Origin of the sequence: Exiguobacterium sp. S22-S28, from assembly GCF_043359615.1 — a bacterium.
GTDB lineage: Bacteria > Bacillota > Bacilli > Exiguobacteriales > Exiguobacteriaceae > Exiguobacterium_A.
Window position 1 is genome coordinate 204,301 of sequence record NZ_JBHFFC010000026.1, and the last position, 21,903, is coordinate 226,203.

Below are 21,903 nucleotides of genomic sequence, written 5' to 3' on the forward strand. Positions count from 1 at the left end.
ATAGCTTTTTCGGTTATTGTTTGTTGCGCTCTTCTTCCTGCGCTTGCTTTAATTTTTCCGGTGTAACGTCGGTTCCTTCTTCATCGACGATTTTGATTCCCATCATCTGATTTTTGAATGAACCGCGGAATGCTTCTAAATACGCTGTTCTTAATTCTTTTTGTTCCGCTGTTTCCGCATCCGTCAACGGCTCGACTTTTGATTTATTGGCTAATTCATTAATCCGGTCCAGTTGTTCTTGTGATAACATAATATCCCTCTTTCTGTTGACTCGACATCGAGCTTTCAATAGTAACCTTACTTTAAAAGACACGAACAGAAAAAGCAAGTGTGGCGCGCTTCTCGCACACCCACCTGCTTCATTGTTCATACGTATTGACGACTTCCTTATATTCGAGATAACGACGGTTGACGGTCGCCTTTGAAATGTCATGCCCCATCCCTCTTAAGGTAACGGCGATATCAGCAAATGTCAGACCCAAGTCACGTAATCGGACGATTTCTTCAATCGGGACTTCTTTCCGGCTGCGTCCGGCATTCTCACCTTGCCGGTTAAGGTTCTGTTCGGGACGGAAACCATTTTCAACTGCCCGTCGCATACCGCGGGCAATTTTTGCATTATGCAATTTCCGCTGGTATTCCTCGACGAGCGAGACGATTTCAAGGACCATCGCCTCGGCATCAGCCAATTTATATTCGCCGTCTGATTCCATCGTCATCAGTTGGACCTGATGCTTTTGGAACGTGTGTAAAATCGCGATTTTGGCATTTCCACGCCCGATGCGGGTATCATCCGTCACGAGGACGGCATCCACTGCCTGGCGGGTGACGTAATCGAGGACGGACAACATGCCCTCCCGATCGACATCGTAACCACTTTCTTTTTCCGTGATGATATCCACGACTTCAAATCCTTTTGTTGCAGCGAGTCCCGACAGTTCTGATCTTTGCCGCTCAAGCGAGCTATCCTGTGCTTCTTTTTCCGTCGAGACGCGACAGTAGATTACGACTCTCATACTACTTCACACCCCTGTTCGTTCAATGACAACTTTTACATTTTGTCATTGTTGCGCGATTGGTACAACGATTTTGTTTTTCGAAATGACATGAGTCGTCTTCAGTTCATTGTTCTCAATCAACCATTCGACATATTCTTGATCAGTCATCGAACCGTCATTGTAGACTTCAGCGACTTGTTCAACTGTCGCATTTTGATCGACCGTAACAGAAGCGGTCAGGAGTTGATCGACCTTTTCATCCGGCCGGGGTGTTAAGAGGAAAAGAATGAAAGCAAGGCTAAGCGTATAAAAAACAATGGAAAAGGCATGGGTACGAATCGTATGCATCATGATAAATCCCTCCAATTAAAAATGATTTAGAATAGATGTTCTCGGAACAATTGTTCGCATAACTCATCTTAAACCAAGAACCAGTGTTCGGTCAACATAAAATGTCGAACAATTGTTTGTACGCTCATTTGTTCTATGTTATAGTGAATTTAGAAACATGTATTCCTATAACCTTCAAAAAACCATTCCGAAAAGAGGTGGCAATTCATATGCGGAAAATGTCGAAACGACAACAAGAAATCCTTGACTACATCGTTGCTCAAGTGAAACTGAAAGGGTATCCACCTTCAGTTCGTGAAATCGGTGAAGCTGTTGGTCTTGCTTCAAGCTCAACGGTACACGGTCATTTGGATCGTCTAGAAAAACGCGGACTGATTCGCCGTGACCCGACAAAGCCACGTGCGATTGAGATATTGCTTGATAAACCTGACGAAAATCACGAAGCCATCGTGCATATCCCTGTTATGGGGAAAGTCACTGCTGGTTTTCCAATCACTGCCATCGAAAATATCGAAGAGCACTTCCCTCTCCCGGCACACTACGTCGGGAATGAAAATGTCTTCATGTTAACGATTGACGGAGAATCGATGATCAATGCAGGTATTCTAGATGGTGACCGAGTCATCGTTCGTCAGCAAAATACAGCAGAGAATGGTGAAATTGTCGTTGCTATGACCGAAGATAGCGAAGCGACGGTAAAACGGTTCTTCTTAGAAGATCAACGAGTACGTCTTCAACCCGAAAATGATTCGATGGACCCGATGTATTTCGATAATGTCTCGATTCTTGGCAAGGTCATCGGCGTGTATCGGACGATTCACTAAGCGAGGGACCAGCTCTGCTGGTCTTTTTTTATGCCTTCCGGAAATGTACATGATACAGTCAATACCGTTGCTTTAGCCGGCTATGTTGCGTATTCGGTCGCAACGCAGCAAACGGATTGGCTTCCTACTGCCGTCGGTATTGCCGTCGGCACGCTCTGGCTTTCACCAGACCTCGACTTGAAGTCTGAACCTTATTATCGGCACGGACCGTTACGCGTCCTGTGGATGCCCTATGTCAAAATCATGCCGCACCGTTCCATCTGGTCGCACGGGCTGATTATCGGTGATATCATCCGACTGTTGTATAGTGCTGCTTTTGTAATCCCGCTTTTATTTTTAGCACTCTACACGAAAATTATTGAATCCAGTACGGTCGATTCATGGTTTGCAGCGATGCCTGCCTTTGTCATCGGCATCATGGTTGCCAGTACGATCCATATCGTTCTCGATCATTCCAGCAGCTTCTTTCGAACAAAAAAGAAGCGAAAAAAGCGTCGCTGAAAACCCTTCGTTCATCGTAAAAATGAACAAAGGGTTTTTTAATATCCAGCTTTCATTTTTTTAAACATAAATTAAGGAAAATTTAATTTGAAGATTTGAATTATTTGTATTGAAAACGTTATCAATTAGATGTAGGTTTAAATGGAAAGGCCAATATCTGCTTCAATCCAAAGGGAGGGTTTTTGCATGAGTAATTTTACTAGTGAGCTGATTGGAACCATGATTCTGATTTTGCTCGGGGATGGAGTCGTTGCAGGGGTTGTCTTGAAAAAGACGAAATCTGAGAACAGCGGCTGGATCGTCATCACATTTGCTTGGGGTCTCGCCGTCATGACTGCAGCCTACATCGCAGCAGCCAGTGGCGCACACCTAAATCCTGCATTGACATTGGCGCTTGCCATGAATTCCGATTTACCGTGGGCTGATGTACCTGTCTACATCGCCGGTCAATTGATCGGGGCATTCATCGGTGCCGTACTTGTTTGGCTTCATTATATGAAACATTTTGAAGCGACTGATGATCAAGCAGCAAAATTAGGCGTGTTTGCAACGGGACCTGCGATTCGTCACACACCTTCAAACTTGATTTCGGAAATCATCGGTACATTCGTCTTGGTATTCGGAATTCTGTCATTTGGTCTGACGACGTTTGGTGACGGTCTTAAACCATTGATCGTCGGTCTACTCGTCGTTGTCATCGGTCTCTCACTTGGTGGTACAACAGGGTATGCCATCAACCCGGCCCGTGACCTTGGACCGCGGATTGCCCATGCCATTTTACCGATTCCAAACAAAGGATCATCTGATTGGAGCTACTCGTGGATTCCGATTGTTGGTCCAATCGTCGGCGGCGGAGTTGCCGTTCTCCTTTATCAACTGTTACAAAACTGATTCTAGCGTTGACACCTATATCTCAAGGGGGATTTTACAATGGAAAACAAGTATATCTTAGCACTCGACCAAGGAACGACCAGCTCACGTGCCATCATCTTTGATCACGATGGTCAAATCGTCAACTCGGCACAACGGGAGTTCAAACAATACTTCCCGCAACCAGGCTGGGTAGAGCATGATGCCAATGAAATCTGGGGTTCGATCCTCGCTGTCATGGCTGACGCCCTCGGAACGGCTGATATTAAACCAAGTGAAATCGCTAGTATCGGAATTACGAACCAGCGTGAAACGACGGTCGTTTGGAACAAAGAAACAGGTAAGCCGGTCTATCACGCGCTCGTCTGGCAATCCCGTCAAACATCCGGTATCTGTGATGAGTTGAATGCACAAGGGCTCAATCAGAAATTCCGCGATAAAACAGGTTTATTGATCGATGCGTACTTCTCGGGAACAAAAGTCAAATGGATTCTCGATAACGTCGAAGGCGCACGTGAACAAGCAGAAAACGGAGAACTTCTCTTCGGTACAATCGATACGTGGCTCGTCTGGAAACTGTCCGGCGGCAAAACGCATATCACGGACTATACCAACGCATCACGAACGCTGATGTATAACATTTACGAGCAAAAATGGGATGACGAGTTGCTTGAAATCCTGACAGTTCCAAAATCGATGTTGCCGGAAGTACGTCAATCGAGCGAAGTGTATGACAATACGGTTCCGTACCACTTCTTCGGCTTTGAAGTCCCCATCGCTGGTATTGCCGGTGACCAACAAGCTGCCCTCTTCGGTCAAACATGTTTCGAACCAGGTGAAGGAAAAAACACATACGGTACAGGTTGCTTCATGCTGATGAACACCGGTGAAAAGGCTGTTTCTTCTGACCACGGTCTACTGACGACAATCGCTTGGGGTGTTGACGGTAAAGTCGAATATGCACTCGAAGGATCGATCTTCGTTGCCGGATCAGCAATTCAGTGGTTGCGCGATGGCTTACGGATGTTAAAAAACGCGAAGGATTCAGAAGGCTATGCGTTAAAAGTTGATTCAACAGAAGGCGTTTATGTCGTCCCTGCCTTCGTCGGACTCGGTGCCCCTTACTGGGATAGCGACGTTCGCGGAGCCATCTTCGGCTTAACACGTGGAACGGATAAAGAACATTTCGTCCGCGCGACACTCGAGTCACTCGCTTATCAGACACGTGATGTCTTGACAGCGATGGAAAAAGATTCAGGCATCGAACTAAAAACATTGCGTGTTGATGGTGGTGCGGTTTCAAACGACTTCTTGATGCAGTTCCAGTCAGATATTCTGGGCGTCCCAGTCGATCGTCCGGAAATCAACGAAACAACTGCCCTCGGTGCTGCTTACCTCGCAGGCTTAGCGGTTGGCTACTGGAAAGATAAAGCGGAAATCAAAAAGCAATGGAAACTCAACCGTCAGTTCAAACCAGAGATGGAAGAAAATGATCGTGAACAACGTTATGCCGGTTGGCAAAAAGCGGTGGAAGCGACGATGGCGTTTAAACCAAGCAAAAAAGAAGTTAATGCGTAACTCGATATTCCTGACGTTCCCCTAGCGGAACGTCAGTTTTTTATACTCCATGAAACAAGCGTGCTCCGTCGTTCTGGAGCACGCTTGTTTTGACCCTCTATAAAAAACGTTCATCCAAATTCAGACTTCACGCCGGTGGCGATTTCATCTAACGACTTGGATTGTCCGCTTAAGACTGCTGCTAAAAAAGCACCCTCGACAAGTGGGGCCTCGACGAACTGCACACTCCGGTCCCCACTGTACAACTCGAGCGCAAGTTCTGCGTTCATCGTCGCTGAACCGATATCCGTTAAAATCAATCCGTCATCGGTCAGTTCATTCATCGTTTCTTCGATTCGTGATGCATCGGTCCCGATACTGCCATCTGCAAGCCCTGCTGCGAGCAATACCGGCGTATCCGGTGCCATCTCAGCCAATAATTCTTTTAGACCAGCAGCTAACTTCTCGCTGTGGGAAACCAAAATCAAGTTAATCATCGAAGCACCTCCACGATCGCACGTAATAACAAAGCACTGGACAGTGAACCGGGATCTTGAACACCAACCGTCGCCTCACCAAAATAAGAAGCCCGTCCTTTTGTTGCGACCCGTTCTTTTGTATCTGTCAATGCTTGATCCAGCGTTTGATTTAAATCAGTTTGTTGCTCGAGCGCTTCATAAAATGGTGTCCAGATATCGACCATCGTCTTTTGCCCGAACTCCGATTTTCCGCGCATCTTAATCCCGTCCGTCGCTTCTTTGAAAGCAGCTGCCAACTCATCGCCTTCCGCTTCGGTTTTTCCTTTGAAGGCTCCGGCAAACTTGACGAATGCCGTCCCATAGAGCGGTCCGGAAGCGCCTCCGACCGTCTTGATCAACGTCATCCCAACTTGTTTGGATAACGCGCCGAGATCTTCATACTCTGTCTGCGCCTCGAGTTCCTTCTCAACCGCTTGGAAGCCGCGGGACATGTTGATGCCATGATCGCCGTCACCGATTTCCCGGTCGAGATCCGTTAATTCGTCTTTATGCTGCTCGATTTGTTTTGCAGCTTCGAGTAATGCCTCTCGAAATGTTTCCGTTGATAACTTCATCTGTCTGCACCTCTTCTAGTTAGAATCCAATCGCGTTTGTTTTGGCGTCCAAGTAGCCGACCAGTTCGTCGTCCACCGGAAGCAAGGTGATCGAGAAACCATGCATTTCAAGCGATGTCATATAATTACCGACGAATGGTCGGACGATGTCATATCCTTTCGCCTGCAATTGTTCCGCAACATACTTGTACGTGATATACAGTTCCGAAACCGGCGTTCCACCCATTCCATTCACCATCACCGCGACTTTTTTGTCCGATACTTCCGCTGTCAGCCGATCCAGTAATTCCGTCACGATCGCTTCGACGGAGGCAATCGGTTTCCGTTCGAGTCCTTTTTCCCCGTGAATCCCAATCCCGATTTCCATCTCGTCTTCGTGAAGATCAAAGCCTGGTTTTCCGCTCTCCGGCATATAACAAGGTGATAATGCCATTCCGATTGAGCGAACGCCAGCAATCACTTTTTCCGCGACCGCTTTGACTTCCGCCAGCGACTTGCCTTCTGCCGCTGCTGCTCCGGCAATCTTATGAACAAAAATCGTCCCGGCGACACCTCGGCGGTCCTCTTCTTTTTTGATGGCGATATCATCGTTGACAATGACCGTCTCGACTTCGATGTCTTCGAGTTCCGCCAACTCTTTCGCCATATCAAAGTTCATGACGTCACCGGAATAGTTTTTGACGACGAGCAGAACCCCTTTTCCACCGTCTGCTGCCTTGATTCCTTCTAGGACCATATCCGGTGTCGGGGAAGTGAAGACTTCGCCGCAAACGGCTGCTGCCAGCATCCCGTCACCGATAAATCCGGCATGGGCCGGTTCGTGACCACTTCCTCCCCCGGACACAAGGGCCACTTTTCCGTTTAATGGTTCTTTCCGTTTGATGACATTGACTCCGTCGACTTTCGCATAAAGATCGGGATGTGCTAAAACGAGACCATCGACCATATCCGAGACAAACCGATTCGCATCTTGCATTAATTTATCCATCTTGAACGCCCCTTCGTCTAACGAATTTTTGCCGTACCACTTACCCTTTACCACCAATCGGGTCGACTTATGTCAAGGAAACATATGAAAATATTGACCACTTTGTTTCCAATCAGTTTTCAGAATGCTATGCTGATAACACACTACACCGAAAGGAGTCCTGTCACATGACCAGCTCGTTTCAAGCAGGGATCAAAGCCTGTCTTCCGACCGTTCTCGGTTATCTTGGAATCGGTTTTTCCGCCGGCATCGTCGGGCGCGCCGCCGGACTCAGTCCGCTTGAAATCGGCTTGATGTCCATCTTGATTTATGCCGGTGCCGCTCAGTTCATCATTACAAGTCTGTTACTGTTAAACAGTCCCTTTTCTGCCATCATCTTGACGACCTTTATCGTCAATTCCAGGCATCTTCTGATGAGTATGACACTCGCTCCGCGTGTCGCAAGCCGAAACCGGTTCGACCAGTTCGGAATCGGCGCCCTGCTGACCGATGAATCATTTGCCGTTGCCATGAATACTTCTTTAAAACAACAAATCGATGCTAAATTCATGCACGGATTGAATCTGACCGCTTACTTCAGTTGGATTGCCTCGACCGTCCTCGGTGCGCTCGTCGGCAGTTGGTTCCCGAATCCGGAACGGTTCGGACTGGACTTTGCTTTGACGGCGATGTTTATTGGCTTGCTCTACCTGCAGCTTGAAAGTGAACGGTCACGTGTTGCCGTAAACGGAATTTTACTGGTACTCGTTTTCTTGTTGTTGTACATATCGATGCGCTACCTCACACCGGAACTCGCTGTTTTGTTTTCGACGATGGTAGCCGCCAGCATAGGAGTGGTGATCTCACGATGGAAATCCGCTTAGAGCTCTTACTTCTTTTCGCCGCCTGTGGTCTTGTCACATTGATTCCACGGATTTTGCCGTTTCTGCTGATGCATGGATTGACATTGCCCAGCCTGTTGACCGAGTGGTTATCGTTCATCCCAATCTGCCTGCTCAGCGCTTTGTTTTTTCAGAACCTGCTGCTTGCTCAAAGCGATGATTATCCCACACTGTCTTCTCTCCACCTCGCAGCATCGGTACCGACAGTCCTTGTCGCACTGACCAGCAAAAGTCTTTCCTTCACGGTCATCACCGGTGTCGTGTCGATGGCACTGATCCGCTTTTTTCTGTAGGAGTAGAAGCGAACGATACTTTTGAAACAAGACAAGGGCAGTGGATGTAAACCCACTGCCCTCGCCTTTCTATAAATGAGTGTTTGTATCGATTTCTTTATTCAGCGGATACATCCTCATAATCCGGTGTCTGCTCAAACTCCCGTTTTGCAAACGGACAAAGCGGCAACAACTTGACCTTTTCTTCCCGCGCCCACTCGACAATCGCTTTGACCAGTTGTTCGCCAATTTGTTGGTTCCGGTGCTTCGGGTCGACATACGTGTGGTCAATGATCCATTTACCGCCTCTTGTATCACTGTACGTGATCTCTCCAACAGCTTGATTATCTAGATAGGCTTCAATCTTTTGGTCTCCTCGTTTTAATTCCATTAAGCTTCCCTCCGTTCGTAAGATAAGGCGCCGCTCGGACATCCGTCGACGACCCGCATGACATCTTCGACTGGTGCCCCGTCCGCTTCAATCCACGGACGTTTTTTGACATCAAAGACCGTCGGCAGACTCTTCACACAATGACCGGAATGTACGCAGATGTCGGCATCAAAATAGACCGTGATACCTGTTCCTTCATACCTCTTTTTCATTTAAAACGCCTCCTTAATCTGTATCTCTTTCGATTCGCCGTTCTTGTCACCAATCCTGCCGTTTAGTTTTCTTGACGACGAATTATTTCACGCAACCGCAGTATATATTCGCACATGTAGAAGGAACCTGCGGGAAACACACAGAACGCGAAGACTCTCAGAAAAACACCTTCATCTAGGATATCCGGATACAAATTCCATCCCATAACTGTAAGAATCGTCAGACTGCCCGCGAGCACATGCAAAGCGAATGACCATCTAACAGGGCGCTTTACTGATCGAACAAGACGATCGATTAATAATGAGAATGGAACACCAATCATCAGGAACAGCACAGTCATATAAAACGACAGCGTCACGACCAACGTAAACGCTGAATAGATGGTCTCAAACAGATTACGTTCCCAGATTTTTAAGTCATCATCAGGATACATGAGCAAATATATAATGACGAGCGGCGGACTCGTCATGAAACTAACCAGTACTTTTCGTTTGACGACTTCTTTCATGACAGCCTCTCCTTTCCCTCTTTCCAGTTCCTCTTATTTTCTTTTCAATGAAATAACTGAAGTTTCCTGTCCAATCAGCAAAAAAAAGCCTCCAGATCGAAGTCTGGAAGCCTTTTTTAGATGGATTAGAACAAGACCATATACTGATCGCGTTCCCATTCCGTAACTTGCGTCCGGAACATATCCCATTCGATTTCTTTGAGTTCGATGAAGTGCTCTGCAATATGATCGCCGAGTGCGTGCATGACGACGTCATCCGCTTTCAAGACTTCAAGTGCGTGGCTGAGTGTTGACGGAAGATCGTCAATCCCGTTTGCGACACGTTCCGGTTTGTCCATCACGTAGATGTTACGGTCGATCGGAGCCGGTGCTTTCAAGTTGTTCTTGATTCCATCAAGACCTGAAGCGAGCAATGTCGCAAGTGCCAAGTACGGGTTTGCTGCCGGGTCAACTGAACGAACTTCGATCCGTGTTGAGAGACCGCGGGCTGCCGGTACACGAACGAGTGGTGAACGGTTACGTGCTGACCATGCGACGTAGCAAGGTGCTTCATAACCAGGCACAAGACGCTTGTACGAGTTGACTGTCGGGTTACAGACAGCTGTGAAGGCACGGGCGTGCTTCAAGATACCTGCTGTGAACGAACGGGCATCATCCGAAAGTTGCATGTTGCTGTTACCTTCGTCGAAGAAGACGTTTTCTTTGCCTTTAAAGAGAGACATGTTAGCATGCATCCCTGAACCGTTGACCCCGTAAAGCGGCTTCGGCATGAATGTTGCGTGAAGATTATGTTTCGCCGCAATCGTTTTGACGACGAGTTTGAACGTTTGGATATTATCCGCCGTCGTGATGGCATCTGCATATTTGAAGTCGATTTCATGTTGTCCTGGTGCGACTTCATGGTGAGATGCTTCGATTTCAAAGCCCATGTTCTCAAGCTCGATTACGATTTCTTTACGGCAGTTTTCGCCGAGGTCGACTGGTGCGAGGTCGAAGTAACCACCTTGGTCATTTAACTCAAGTGTCGGACGACCGTTCGCATCCTTCTTGAACAAGAAGAATTCCGGCTCAGGACCAACATTGAATGAAGAGAAACCAAGCTCTTCCATTTCTTTAAGTACCCGTTTGAGTTGACCACGCGGATCTCCAGCAAACGGTGTGCCATCTGGATTGTAGATGTCACAGATGAGTCGTGCAACTTTACCCGTTCCGTCTTCTGTCCATGGGAAGACGACCCATGTGTTGAGGTCTGGGAAGAGATACATATCTGATTCTTCAATGCGAACAAATCCTTCGATTGATGAACCATCGAACATCATTTTGTTATCAAGTGCTTTTTCCAGTTGACTGACTGGAATTTCAACGTTCTTGATTGTACCGAGGATATCTGTGAATTGTAGACGAATAAAACGTACATCCTCAGCTTTAGCGATTTTCATAATGTCTTCTCGTGTAATGTTGCGACGTGTCATGTGACAAATCCCCTCTCCGGCTCTTTTTTATATGGTAACAGGCACTTACTTGAAAAACCGTCCGAGCTCACCTTGGATGAGTGACGTTTTTCCATGTCGCCCTGCTTCCTGCAATTCGTTTTTCAGGAGTTTATATAATTCGCCATCAGATAATTCCGGACGGGTCGTGACAACCTTCTCCGCAACTCGTTCCCGTTTGACGAGATCATTGTCAAAAATCATCTTGATCCCTGCGATATTGAGCCCTTGATCCAAATATTCCTTGATCGACAACAAGCGATCCACATCGTTAAACGAATAGAGGCGACGCTTCGTCTCTGTCCGCTCCGGCTTGATCAATCCCTGTTCTTCGTAATATCGGATTTGTCGGGCAGATAACGCGGTCAACTCTTGAACGACTCCGATGGGGAATAGTGGCTTGGACTGTCGTGATAAGTCTGCCATTTCGTTCCTCCTTTTTCCTTACCTCATGAGAATAAACCTCTGTAAGGCAAGTTGTCAAGAGATGTAAGGAAAGTTAACATCACTTTCTTACAAGTCAGACGTCCTGCGTAACAGAGGTCTTTTCACATCAAGCAATTATTTTAAACCTGTTGTGTTTGAATCAGTTGTTGTTCCATTAATTGATTGACGGCCGAGACGATGGCGATTTTGACGTGACTGTACGTCAGCCCGCCCTGGACATATGCTGTATACGGCGCCCGGATCGGACCATCTGCCGATAACTCAATCGACGATCCTTGAATGAACGTCCCGGCAGCCATGATGACATCATCGGCATATCCGGGCATATAGTCCGGAATCGGCAAGGCTTGCGCATTGACGGGAGATGCCGCTTGAATCGCCTGACAAAAGGCAATCATCGGCTCCGGTGCATGGAAGGAGACCGATTGAATCAAGTCCGTTCGTTCAGCGGCGTAATGCGGAGCCGTATCGAAGCCGAACTGTTCCATCATGCTCGAGGTGAACATCGCTCCCATCAACGCCTGACTGACCGTATGCGGTGCCATGAAGAAACCTTGGTACATGTCTTGGAGCGAATAGAGCGAGGGACCTGCCTCCGCCCCAATTCCCGGTGTCGTCATCCGGAACGACGCCCGTTCGATCAAATCACGGCGTCCGACGAGATAACCACCCGTCTTCGCAAGACCACCGCCCGGATTCTTGATCAGTGACCCCGCCATTAAATCGGCACCGACATGGGTCGGTTCAATCGTCTCGACGAATTCTCCGTAACAATTGTCGACGAAGATGATGACGTGGGGATATTTTGCTTTGATCGCTGTGATGGCTTCACCAATCTCGGCGACCGGTAAACTGCGACGCGTCGCGTATCCTTTTGAACGCTGAATCCCGACGACTTTTGTCTTGTCCGTAATTCGGGCGAGGACCGCCTCAAGATCAATCGTTTCCGCCTGCTTCATCTCGACGACGTCATAGGTGACACCGAGTTCTTTTAAGGAGCCGCGTCCGTCACCGCGGATACCGACGATTTCTTCGAGTGTATCGTACGGTTTTCCGGTGATATACAACAGTTCATCCCCCGGCAACAATAAACCGAACAAGGCGATGCCGATCGCATGGGTCCCGCTGATGATCTGCGCCCGGCACAGACCGGCTTCCGCACCGAAGACCGATGCGTAAATCCGCTCGAGATTATCGCGTCCATCGTCGTTGTAACCGTAACCGGTCGACGGCATGAAGTGGAAATCACTCACTTTGTGCTCTCGAAACGCATTCAGGACACGGAACTGGTTGTGTTCCGCGACTTGCTGCGCCTTGCGGATTCCCGGTGCGATTTTTTCTTCCGCCTGCTCGACGAACGGACGGATTGTTTCATAATGCGTTAACTCTGTAAACATGCTTACACCTCGTATTGTTTCAATGTCGAGTAAAGGCGCGTATCCTTGCGTAAATAGCCTTTTAAGGTCACGGAGCCGTCCTCTTCATATTGTTCTGTTAAATTCATCATCACTTCTTTGGCCGGATTGTAATGCGCAAACGCATTGACTGGAATCCGGATTTCGAGATATTCGAGAATCTCACTGATTGCTTTTTCGATTTCGACGGTCAGCCGCTCGATATCCGCCGGATCAAGAGCGGAAATCAGCAATTTTCCGCCCGTGAACAAGTCCGTCAACTGGTCTTTTTTATTAAAGACTTCGAGTTGTGGGATGTCACCGGCACCAAGTTCGTCGAGCACATCATTTGTCGTCTGCATCTGATTGAGATAATGCTCGCTTGATGCATCGATGACGTGAATGATCAAATCGGCTTCGAGCACTTCTTCGAGTGTCGAGCGGAACGCGGCAATCAATTTCGTCGGCAGGTCCTGAATGAATCCGACCGTGTCGGTCAGCAGAATCTGTCCGCCTTCCGGTAAGTCAAACTGACGTGTCAACGGATCAAGTGTCGCGAACAATTCGTTTTTCTCGTAAGTGTCGGCATTCGTCAACCGATTGAAAATCGTTGATTTCCCGGCATTCGTATATCCGACCAGTGCGATTTGGAACGTCTGGTTTTCTTTCCGGCGTTCCCGGTACCGGGCGCGGTGGGCGACGGATGTTTCGAGTTGCTTCTTGATTTCATCCACACGACGGCGGATGTGCCGACGGTCGGTCTCAAGTTTCGATTCACCCGGACCACGTGTCCCGATTCCGCCGCCGAGCCGCGACAGTTGTGTGCCCTGACCGCTTAAACGCGGCAACAGGTAACTCATCTGAGCGAGTTCGACTTGCAACTTCCCTTCGCGTGACTGGGCACGTCCGGCGAAGATGTCGAGAATCAATTGTGTCCGGTCGATCAATTTGATCGATTCCGGATCTTCAAGAGCAATCCGGATGTTTTTCATCTGACCCGGTGTGACTTCTGCATTAAAAATAATCAAATCCGGTTCGAGTTCCTGCGCTAACGCGACAAGTTCCTCGACCTTCCCTTTTCCGATAAACGTCCGGCGGTCGATCGATTGACGCTTTTGATCGAGTCGCCCTACCACGACGGCGTGCGCAGTCGTAACGAGTGCTTCAAGCTCCGCGACCGATTCTTCATAGATATGATCCGGTACACCGGGGAGCTGACAACCGACGACGATGACGCGTTCTGACATATAATCATTCCTTTCAAAATAACAAACCTTCTGCGTCCCTAATCATACCACATGCACCCTGTCCTCTGAACTATTTTGGACAGGAAACATCCGTTCGGTTTATCATAAAGAAAAGTACTAAAAATAGGAGGTCCGTTATGGCACGAGAACGACTCGATTATACTTTGCCGGAATTCATCGAACGGTATCTGTTTTTCCTGAGCGCAAGCGGCCGACAGGATTCGACGATCCGTCGGTACCGCTACGATTTGATTGAAATCCACCGCTACATGACCGAAGTCGACCAACCACTCGAGACGATCGACGACTTCAAGGCGATTCCGATTGAGACGTGGAAAACGTTCATCAACGAGTATTTAATCGAGGAGAAACTGTACCAACAGGCGACCGTCGCCCGAATCGTCAGTGTCCTCAACCAGGTCAACTATCAAATCCGTCAGACAAAATCAAAACTGATCGAATACGCCCAGCCGACGCACGAGCTGACGCCGCAACATGTCGCGTCCCTTGCTGAATACGAACAATTGATCCGGACGAACCGGTCGGACCGCGGACTGACGGATCACCAACTCGTCGCCCGTCCCTACTTGATCGACCGCAACGAATTGATTTTACGGCTCTTTTACCGGTACGGTCTTCGGGTTCACCATATCATCGGTCTGAAGATGCAGGACTTGAATTTTGCGCAACGCGAGATGACGGTCCACGACCGGCTCGGCAATGCGTACCTGCTCCACCTCGAACGTGACGATCAGGACCTGATGCTCACGTATTTAAAGACGATACCGGAACCGGTCCGTCCGCGGTACCACTCGACCGATCCGTTTTTTGTCGCCTTTGATTTCTCACGGATGACATTCCGCTGGGTCTACAGCAAAAATGCCCCGAAACAATTGTCGATCGTCATGATCACGAAGATGATGCGCCAGTTGAATGAACGGTCGGACAATAAACGGATCATTACCCCGTCTATGTTACGCAACAGCTTCATCCTCGGAACGTATCTCGAGGAGTTGACGAAAGAGGAACGGTTGACGAAGACGTGCCTCTATAAAGAAGTTTCACTGAGACGGTATGCGGAAGCGGTCGACGAGCTGAAAGATTTGTTGTAACAAAAAAAGGAGCAACGCCGCAGCGTTGCTCCATCAAGTAGGCGGCCCCCCGGCCGTCTTTTTTTAACGTGTGACTTCTTCCGTTTCCGTCTCTTGTTCATACAACGTCACGTTACGTGCCGGTGCGAACGTCGAGATCGCGTGTTTGTAAATCAATTGCTGTTTACCTTCCGATTCTAAAATGACCGTGAAGTTATCAAACGATTTAATCAATCCCCGTAACTGATACCCACTGATTAAAAACACTGTCGTCGGAACCGAATCTTTTCGTAACTGATTTAAAAAATAGTCTTGAATGTTGTACGTCGCTTTCATAAGCCCCCGTGCCCCCTCTTTTTATCAAAATTAGGCGAGAATACTCTCACCTCTAAGCGTCTCGGGCGAAGCCCAGCGTAGGTTTGAGATGAATCACCTTCGGACAAGGCGTGTCTTACGACACGTCAATTGTCCGACGTTCTCGGTTTGAAAACACTTAAAACCAGGAATAAATAATATGTCGTGTTCTTTGAAAACTGAAGGTATAGGGTTGTGACAGGAAGTTCGTCTGTCACGTAAAATCTTCAACGTTCAGCTTGCGGATGACTGAAGTAGCGAAAACCAAGCAGAGTAGGCGTCCGCACAAAAGAAACTGACAAGATTAAAATCCAACCGTCGGGACGACGGGGTTAGCCTGATAAATTTCCGACCAATAGGTCGGATAACTCAGGAATCCCTCACCTCTTAGCATAGCGTAGGTGGAGGTAGTTCAACTGTTTTTCTCTTCAGGCTACTCCGATTTAACCGCTTTCAGGAACCCTACTGTTCTATCATAGATAATTTTGAAGTTTTCTTCAAATGAAAGCCTTCCCATTTCAACCCAATTTCCGTCAAATTGATGACGGAACCACGTCAATTGACGCTTCGCAAAGCGGCGGGTATTCCGCTTTAATGCGTCGACAGCCGGCTCAAGCGGCGCGCCGTCGAGCACAGGCATGATTTCCTTATAGCCGATTGCCTGCATCGCTTTCGTCTCCTTGTAACCGGCTGCGACCAGTTGCTCGACTTCCGTCAGCAGTCCTTGTTCGAGCATCAGGTCGACACGCTGGTCGATCCGGGCATACAATTGGTCCCGGTCCGCCATATGTAGGACAAACAACAGACTGTCGTACAAACTCGGTTCGCTGCCTGAGACTTGTGTTTGCCCGCTCATCGCGACTTCAATCGCCCGGACGACCCGTTGGACATTGTTCGGATGAATCGCATCTGCCCGGGTTGCATCCAGCTGCCGTAACCGATTATGGAGGGCTTGCGCGCCCTCATCTTTGGCGAACTGTTCCAACTCCTGCCGTAATGCCTTATCTTCCGCCTGAACTGTAAATTGATAATCATACAAAATCGCCCGGATATAAAGCCCTGTCCCGCCGACGATGATCGGCAACTTGCCTTTTGCCGCGATCTCATCGATTGCAGCTCGCGCCAACGTCTGAAAACGGGCGACACTCATCTCGTCGTCCGGATCCACCAGATCGAGCAAATGATGCGGAATCCCTTCCATTTCTTCATGCGTCACCTTCGCTGATCCGATGTCCATCTGTTTGTAGACTTGAACGGAGTCACCCGAAATGATTTCGCCGTTTAATTTTTTTGCTAATTCAATCCCTGTCTTCGTTTTTCCGACGGCGGTCGGTCCAACGATGACGATGACGGGTTGTTTACTCATGACATCACCATTCCTAGCTTATACGTGTTTGTAGTCAGTGTATCATATCTGCCTCCAGCTCAGACACGACAAAAAAACCGCCGCCTTATGAAAGGAGACGGTTCAATGAGTTCTGTTACACACGGCGGATGAAATCGTCGTATACCGCACTAAATACACACCATCCACAAATGACTAAACCTGTCAGCATAATTCCCCAATCAGCCATTTTTGGCACCTCCTCTGTCGTCTTTACATACCTTTTGACAAATCCGGGCGTTCGTAAACCCTTTCAAGCAGGTTTGACACCAATTACTGGAATCGCTATGATAAAAGTACGATTGTTACGTAGCGCAGAAGCTGACCTGCATCGGCTTCTTTGAAGAGGGATTCCCCTCTTGATTCCACGCAGATGCCCGACATCTGCAAAAAGCCCCTTTTCCGTTATGGAGAAGGGGCTTTCTTGTCGTGTATCAGTACATATCTTTTTGCGTGAAGTTCCAGAACGCCACGATCAACGCACCGATTGTCCAACAGAGTAAGACAGCGAGCGAGAACGGTAACGTCATTCCTTCAATCGGTGGTGCTTGTCCATCAAGATAGTTGATTAACCCAAAGTTCACATTGACGAGATATTTCGAACTCGTCCAGCTTGAACCAAGTGTCGTCAACAATGTTCCGGAAATCAAGACAGCCATCATGATTCCGATACCGGTTGCTGTGTTCTTGACCAGAACCGACACCATTAAGGCGATTGTCGCAACGACGGCTGTGACGATCCAGGCGAGACCGATTGCCATCAACAGATATTCCCACATCGGAATCGTATGCACGAATTCGGTCGAGAACGTTCCGCTCGGTGAGGCTTGGAAACCGGTCAGTATCGGCGCGGTCCACCCGTCATATCCAAGGACGATTCCGGAGATCGCATAACAGACGGCGGCGGTCAGGGCCATCAGCATCGATGTATACAACAACGTTGTCAGCCATTTCGCCATCAAAATTTTCCAACGCCGGACGGGACGCGACAGTAAGGTCTTGATCGTTCCGTCATTTTGCTCCCCGCTGACGATATCCGCCATGATGACGATGATGAAGAGCGGGAGAATCAGCGTCAATCCTTGGGAGAAGAAGATCCGGATGAAGGTTGGTGCCCCCGGATAGTTCGGATTGATGTCATTGTCGAGATAGTATTGATTTTGTTTTAAGTCAAACTCAAGAAACTGACGAAACTCGTCTTGAATGCTGCTTGAGGCCAAACGGTTTTGCGTATCGACGATATCTTGTTGCAATTCGACACGCCAGTCGAGTGTGCCTTGTTTCTTGATTTGCTCTTGAATGTCCCGGTACTGGGCATACGTAAACATCGAGACGAGGACAACTAAGATGATGGCGACGACGGCAAACCGTTTTTTCGAGGCAATCTTCATGACTTCGTTTCGGATCAGTCCGAGCATGTTCGGATTACGCAATGTGATCTCCTCCTGTCAATGTGATGAAGAGATCTTCGAGCGTCTGGACTTTCCGTTCGATCGTCCACACTTCGACGCCCGCTTCAAACAATTGTTTATTGAGCGTTGGTGTCTTGCTGGCGTCCATTAACGTATGGACAGTGTTCGCATCAACAATTTCCGAGACTTGGACGTCAGGAGACGCCGACAGGATCTCGTTCGCCTTAAAGGCATCATCGACACGCCAGTCAACACCCGGTGCAAGCGATTCAACCAGTTCCTTGACCGTTCCGACTTGAACGATTTTCCCGTAACTCATGATGGCGACACGATCCGCCAACATCTCAATTTCCGCCAGGATATGGCTCGAGACGAGGACCGATAATCCGGTCTCATCCACTAACTTCCGGATGAACTGACGTAAATCACGGATTCCCATCGGATCGAGTCCGTTCGTCGGTTCGTCAAGAATCAAGACATCCGGACGGCCAAGCAAGGCTTGGGCAATCCCGAGACGCTGACGCATCCCAAGGGAATACGTCCGGACTTGATCGTCGACCCGCGCTGTCAAATCGACCAAGTCGATGACTTCTTGAATCCGGGCCTCATCGACGTTTGGTAACATCCGTGAAAAGACTTGCAGATTTTCGCGCCCCGTTAAATATTTATAGAGCTCCGGGTTTTCAACGATCGAACCGATTCGTTGCATCGCTTGCACAAATTGTTTGCGCACATCAAAGTCGCACACGGTAATTTTTCCTGATGTCGGTTTAATCAGACCGACGAGCATCCGGATGGTCGTCGTCTTCCCGGCACCGTTTGGTCCGAGGAATCCAAAGACTTCACCTGGGAAGATTTCAAATGAAATATTATCGATGATTGTCTTTTTTCCAATGACCTTTGTGACTGATTCTAATTTTACAGTTGGTTTCACGTCTCTCACCTCTTAGTATCTATTCTAGCGGAATAATGAATGATTTACCTTATTGGAACACTTCAAAACCGCACATTTCGAAAAGTTTTGCTACAATCATAGTAACAGCAAAAGGAGGAACGGTTCATGAAACGATATGTTTGGCCACTTTTTTTAGTAGTTTCTCTTATTCTAACGGCAGTCTTCGGGTACGGTTTCGCCAGTGCCTATAACGATGTCGTCAATCCACCAAAACGAGCCGTCTTGACTCCAACCAAGGAAGAACCGGTCAAAAAAGGCGGGACGTATGTCGCGCTGGGTGACTCCCTGACACGTGGTGTCGGTGCCTCAAACGGAAACAGTTATGCCGCCATCGTCGGTCGCGATCTTGTCAAAAACGATCGTGTCGAACGTTTCCAAAATCTAGCCGTCAGCGGAGCACGGACGGAGGATCTCTTAAAACAACTCGAGCAAAAAGAAGTCCGTCGGACATTGTCGCAAGCAAAAGTCATCTCGGTGACAATCGGCGGGAATGATTTGTTTAACCGCGGTGAAGGTGTCGCAAACTTTGATGCCAAAAAAACAGCAGCCACGATTGAGACTGCTCAAAACAATCTGGCAAAAACCTTCAGCATCTTACGGGAAGAAAATCCGGATGCCGTCATCTTCTATGTCGGACTGTATAATCCTTTCCGCGCAAGCGAAAATGGAGAAGCGTTTGACGCCATCGTTCAAGAGTGGAACGCTAAATCACGGACACTCGGTCTCAAACATGATATTGAAATCATCGATACGTTTAACCTCGTACGTGATGTCAAACGTGATCTATCAAGCGACCAGTTCCATCCAAACGATGCCACATATGAAGACATCGCCAACGCAGCCATTCTTGCTGTCGAAAAACGTTTTTAAACAAAAAGGGTTACCTGGAGCGGCATCTGTGCTCCGGTAACCCTTTTTTTATAGAATCAATACTCTTTATTTCAAACGTTTAGCAAGTGCAATCAACACCCACTGCAACGGCAGGCGTGTCCATAAAGCCCAGCCCGGCAATGTTTTCCCGTTGATTGGTTTTGGATTAACCGCCATGTTGATGTTTGCCGGCAAGACGGCATAGAGGAAGCCCGGTAATGTCTTGCGGACGATGTCGACGCCGCGACCTGACAGTAACATCAGCCCGTACAATACTTCGATGACCCCTGTCAGTTGTACGAAAAAGCGTTTAAACGGGATGAAAGCGGGCATAATCTTAACAAATCCCTTTTCATTTCGAAAATGACCGATCCCGGCGAACAGCAAGCCGCCACCATACAACACACGCAGTACATACTTCATCTGAAACATCTCCCTTTGTGACTAAGTTTGTTACTAAGTACGAAACACACTCAGTGTACCGAACTCCCCGCCTTCGCTCAACTGTTTGAGATTGTCGTCAAATTGTGGGGAATGATGAGTCATTTCGGAAAAACGACCGTAATTTCATTTCCCGCAGATGAATCTGATACATTAAGGACAGAACAACACACACGAAAGGATTGATTTTGATGGCAGGAAAAACGAGACAACTTTTACCGGGACTGACCGGAGGCATCATCGGTGCCGTACTTACCGCAACGGTCGCCTTTCCGATTTTGATGGATCAAGAACAACAAGTCGCTGACACGCCTTTATCAAACGGGATGCCAAAACAAATTTCGACGACAACGAGTGATCCGGTAACGAATGCGGTCGCAACAGCACAAAAATCCGTCGTGACGGTCACGAACTATCAGTCAGGCAATTCGATGAGTCAGGAAGAAGCGGCAGCAGGATCCGGATCAGGCGTCATTTATAAAAAATCAGACGGCAAAGCTTACATCATCACCAATCATCACGTCGTCGACGGCGCTTCGAAACTGGATGTGACTTTAAACAACGGAAAAACGATCAGTGCCAAACTATTGGGCAGTGACGAGACGTATGACCTCGCAGTCCTCGAAGTCGAGGCAAAAGATGTCCCGTCCGTCATCACACTCGGAAAATCAGCAGACTTAAAAGCCGGACAAACGGTCCTCGCCATCGGGAACCCGCTTGGTGAGTTCCAAAACTCCGTCACCCGAGGAATTGTCAGCTCAAACGACCGGACCGTACCTGTTGATACGAATAAGGATGGACAGGATGACTTCAATACGACGGTCATCCAAACAGATGCCGCCATCAACCCCGGGAATTCCGGTGGAGCGTTAATCAATGAACAAGGTCAACTGGTCGGGATCAACTCAATGAAAATTGCCGAAACCGGTGTTGAAGGCGTTGGTTTCAGTATCCCGATTGATGATGCACTGCCGATTTTAAAACAGCTCGAGACCGACGGCGAAGTGAAACACCCGACGCTCGGCGTCGCGCTCCAGGATGTGTCGGCATTCCCGGCCGGTTACCTGCTCGATCAAGTCCAGTTGCCGGAATCACAAAAAACAGGTGTCGTCGTCATGTCGGTTGAACCAAACAGTCCTGCCGCCTCGGCTAAACTTAAAACCGGCGACGTCATCACAAAAATCAACAACGAAGACATTAAAAGCTTTGTCGACATCAAAACCGCCCTCATCAAATCGGATGGAAATGTCACACTGACAATCATCCGAGACGGTAAAAAAATAACGGTCTCAACGAAAACAACGACGACCGATCAACTGTAAGCAATTGACATGGTACGTTTCAACCCCCTCCTATATCGGGTATTGTTTT

General features: G+C 48.2%; 27 protein-coding genes. 9 read left to right on the forward strand and 18 right to left on the reverse strand.

Annotated elements, in window-relative coordinates; genetic code table 11:
- Positions 1–13 precede the first annotated feature (13 nt).
- The 3 genes from ACHA8N_RS07695 to yneA form a co-directional block, all read right to left on the reverse strand.
- Positions 14–250 (reverse strand): DUF896 domain-containing protein, encoded by a 237-nt coding sequence (locus ACHA8N_RS07695; RefSeq protein ID WP_012369999.1) that lies wholly within the window; start codon positions 248–250, stop codon positions 14–16.
- A gap of 109 nt (positions 251–359) precedes the next feature.
- Complete coding sequence (locus ACHA8N_RS07700) at positions 360–1,016, reverse strand: YneB family resolvase-like protein (protein WP_147512454.1); 657 nt, start codon at positions 1,014–1,016, stop codon at positions 360–362.
- Between the two features lie 45 nt (positions 1,017–1,061).
- On the reverse strand, positions 1,062–1,349 hold the full coding sequence (yneA, locus tag ACHA8N_RS07705; RefSeq protein ID WP_014970072.1) for a cell division suppressor protein YneA: 288 nt from the start codon (positions 1,347–1,349) through the stop codon (positions 1,062–1,064).
- A gap of 209 nt (positions 1,350–1,558) precedes the next feature.
- Between yneA and lexA the strand changes: the two genes are divergently transcribed.
- From lexA to glpK, 4 genes are all read left to right on the forward strand, one after another.
- Positions 1,559–2,173 (forward strand): transcriptional repressor LexA, encoded by a 615-nt coding sequence (gene lexA / locus ACHA8N_RS07710; protein ID WP_147512455.1) that lies wholly within the window; start codon positions 1,559–1,561, stop codon positions 2,171–2,173.
- Between the two features lie 30 nt (positions 2,174–2,203).
- On the forward strand, positions 2,204–2,674 hold the full coding sequence (locus ACHA8N_RS07715; RefSeq protein WP_147512456.1) for a metal-binding protein: 471 nt from the start codon (positions 2,204–2,206) through the stop codon (positions 2,672–2,674).
- Between the two features lie 186 nt (positions 2,675–2,860).
- The gene (locus ACHA8N_RS07720) at positions 2,861–3,565 is read left to right on the forward strand and encodes an MIP/aquaporin family protein (protein ID WP_147512457.1); all 705 of its coding nucleotides are present in this window, start codon (positions 2,861–2,863) and stop codon (positions 3,563–3,565) included.
- A gap of 39 nt (positions 3,566–3,604) precedes the next feature.
- The gene (glpK, locus tag ACHA8N_RS07725; RefSeq protein ID WP_147512458.1) at positions 3,605–5,122 is read left to right on the forward strand and encodes a glycerol kinase GlpK; all 1,518 of its coding nucleotides are present in this window, start codon (positions 3,605–3,607) and stop codon (positions 5,120–5,122) included.
- A gap of 110 nt (positions 5,123–5,232) precedes the next feature.
- Here glpK and dhaM read toward each other — a convergent pair whose 3' ends face one another.
- Genes dhaM through dhaK form a run of 3 tightly spaced genes read right to left on the reverse strand, consistent with a single transcriptional unit; the run spans position 5,233 to position 7,182 of the window.
- Entirely contained in the window at positions 5,233–5,598 is a 366-nt protein-coding gene (dhaM, locus tag ACHA8N_RS07730; RefSeq protein WP_393965343.1) for a dihydroxyacetone kinase phosphoryl donor subunit DhaM, read from the reverse strand.
- Entirely contained in the window at positions 5,595–6,194 is a 600-nt protein-coding gene (gene dhaL, locus ACHA8N_RS07735) for a dihydroxyacetone kinase subunit DhaL (RefSeq protein WP_393965344.1), read from the reverse strand. The genes dhaM and dhaL overlap by 4 nt, the downstream gene beginning before the upstream one ends.
- A 19-nt stretch (positions 6,195–6,213) precedes the next feature.
- On the reverse strand, positions 6,214–7,182 hold the full coding sequence (gene dhaK / locus ACHA8N_RS07740) for a dihydroxyacetone kinase subunit DhaK (protein ID WP_026833391.1): 969 nt from the start codon (positions 7,180–7,182) through the stop codon (positions 6,214–6,216).
- A gap of 167 nt (positions 7,183–7,349) precedes the next feature.
- On the opposite strand from dhaK, the gene ACHA8N_RS07745 reads away from it, so the two are divergent.
- Positions 7,350–8,045 (forward strand): AzlC family ABC transporter permease, encoded by a 696-nt coding sequence (locus tag ACHA8N_RS07745; protein WP_393965345.1) that lies wholly within the window; start codon positions 7,350–7,352, stop codon positions 8,043–8,045.
- On the forward strand, positions 8,030–8,356 hold the full coding sequence (locus ACHA8N_RS07750; protein ID WP_393965346.1) for an AzlD domain-containing protein: 327 nt from the start codon (positions 8,030–8,032) through the stop codon (positions 8,354–8,356). The genes ACHA8N_RS07745 and ACHA8N_RS07750 overlap by 16 nt, the downstream gene beginning before the upstream one ends.
- 97 nt (positions 8,357–8,453) lie before the next feature.
- Here the strand turns inward: ACHA8N_RS07750 and ACHA8N_RS07755 are convergent, their stop codons facing one another.
- The 7 genes from ACHA8N_RS07755 to hflX all read right to left on the reverse strand — a co-directional run bounded on the left by ACHA8N_RS07755 (position 8,454) and on the right by hflX (position 14,025).
- The gene (locus tag ACHA8N_RS07755) at positions 8,454–8,726 is read right to left on the reverse strand and encodes a GNAT family N-acetyltransferase (RefSeq protein WP_393965347.1); all 273 of its coding nucleotides are present in this window, start codon (positions 8,724–8,726) and stop codon (positions 8,454–8,456) included.
- On the reverse strand, positions 8,726–8,938 hold the full coding sequence (locus ACHA8N_RS07760; RefSeq protein WP_393965348.1) for a (4Fe-4S)-binding protein: 213 nt from the start codon (positions 8,936–8,938) through the stop codon (positions 8,726–8,728). The genes ACHA8N_RS07755 and ACHA8N_RS07760 overlap by 1 nt, the downstream gene beginning before the upstream one ends.
- 62 nt (positions 8,939–9,000) lie before the next feature.
- Positions 9,001–9,447: a hypothetical protein gene (locus ACHA8N_RS07765; RefSeq protein WP_393965349.1), complete on the reverse strand. Its 447-nt coding sequence runs from the start codon at positions 9,445–9,447 to the stop codon at positions 9,001–9,003.
- A gap of 125 nt (positions 9,448–9,572) precedes the next feature.
- Positions 9,573–10,919: a type I glutamate--ammonia ligase gene (gene glnA, locus ACHA8N_RS07770; protein WP_393965350.1), complete on the reverse strand. Its 1,347-nt coding sequence runs from the start codon at positions 10,917–10,919 to the stop codon at positions 9,573–9,575.
- 45 nt (positions 10,920–10,964) lie between these two features.
- Positions 10,965–11,363, reverse strand: a complete 399-nt coding sequence (locus ACHA8N_RS07775) for a MerR family transcriptional regulator (RefSeq protein WP_147512465.1) — start codon at positions 11,361–11,363, stop codon at positions 10,965–10,967.
- A 140-nt stretch (positions 11,364–11,503) separates the two neighbouring features.
- The gene (locus tag ACHA8N_RS07780) at positions 11,504–12,781 is read right to left on the reverse strand and encodes a methionine gamma-lyase family protein (protein WP_393965351.1); all 1,278 of its coding nucleotides are present in this window, start codon (positions 12,779–12,781) and stop codon (positions 11,504–11,506) included.
- A gap of 2 nt (positions 12,782–12,783) precedes the next feature.
- The gene (gene hflX / locus ACHA8N_RS07785) at positions 12,784–14,025 is read right to left on the reverse strand and encodes a GTPase HflX (RefSeq protein ID WP_026828750.1); all 1,242 of its coding nucleotides are present in this window, start codon (positions 14,023–14,025) and stop codon (positions 12,784–12,786) included.
- 137 nt (positions 14,026–14,162) lie between these two features.
- Between hflX and ACHA8N_RS07790 the strand changes: the two genes are divergently transcribed.
- Entirely contained in the window at positions 14,163–15,137 is a 975-nt protein-coding gene (locus tag ACHA8N_RS07790; protein ID WP_147512467.1) for a tyrosine-type recombinase/integrase, read from the forward strand.
- Between the two features lie 63 nt (positions 15,138–15,200).
- Here the strand turns inward: ACHA8N_RS07790 and hfq are convergent, their stop codons facing one another.
- The 4 genes from hfq to ACHA8N_RS07810 form a co-directional block, all read right to left on the reverse strand.
- Positions 15,201–15,452: an RNA chaperone Hfq gene (hfq, locus tag ACHA8N_RS07795; protein WP_012369981.1), complete on the reverse strand. Its 252-nt coding sequence runs from the start codon at positions 15,450–15,452 to the stop codon at positions 15,201–15,203.
- A gap of 451 nt (positions 15,453–15,903) precedes the next feature.
- Positions 15,904–16,836, reverse strand: coding sequence for a tRNA (adenosine(37)-N6)-dimethylallyltransferase MiaA (miaA, locus tag ACHA8N_RS07800; RefSeq protein ID WP_393965352.1), 933 nt, complete (start codon positions 16,834–16,836; stop codon positions 15,904–15,906).
- Between the two features lie 452 nt (positions 16,837–17,288).
- The gene (locus ACHA8N_RS07805; protein ID WP_147512469.1) at positions 17,289–18,287 is read right to left on the reverse strand and encodes an ABC transporter permease; all 999 of its coding nucleotides are present in this window, start codon (positions 18,285–18,287) and stop codon (positions 17,289–17,291) included.
- The gene (locus ACHA8N_RS07810) at positions 18,280–19,200 is read right to left on the reverse strand and encodes an ABC transporter ATP-binding protein (RefSeq protein ID WP_026828755.1); all 921 of its coding nucleotides are present in this window, start codon (positions 19,198–19,200) and stop codon (positions 18,280–18,282) included. The genes ACHA8N_RS07805 and ACHA8N_RS07810 overlap by 8 nt, the downstream gene beginning before the upstream one ends.
- A gap of 126 nt (positions 19,201–19,326) precedes the next feature.
- Between ACHA8N_RS07810 and ACHA8N_RS07815 the strand changes: the two genes are divergently transcribed.
- Positions 19,327–20,091, forward strand: coding sequence for an SGNH/GDSL hydrolase family protein (locus ACHA8N_RS07815; RefSeq protein ID WP_147512470.1), 765 nt, complete (start codon positions 19,327–19,329; stop codon positions 20,089–20,091).
- Positions 20,092–20,157: 66 nt separating this feature from the next.
- Here the strand turns inward: ACHA8N_RS07815 and ACHA8N_RS07820 are convergent, their stop codons facing one another.
- Complete coding sequence (locus ACHA8N_RS07820) at positions 20,158–20,514, reverse strand: DoxX family protein (RefSeq protein WP_393965353.1); 357 nt, start codon at positions 20,512–20,514, stop codon at positions 20,158–20,160.
- A gap of 209 nt (positions 20,515–20,723) precedes the next feature.
- On the opposite strand from ACHA8N_RS07820, the gene ACHA8N_RS07825 reads away from it, so the two are divergent.
- Positions 20,724–21,854, forward strand: coding sequence for a S1C family serine protease (locus ACHA8N_RS07825; protein WP_393965354.1), 1,131 nt, complete (start codon positions 20,724–20,726; stop codon positions 21,852–21,854).
- Positions 21,855–21,903: the final 49 nt, after the last annotated feature.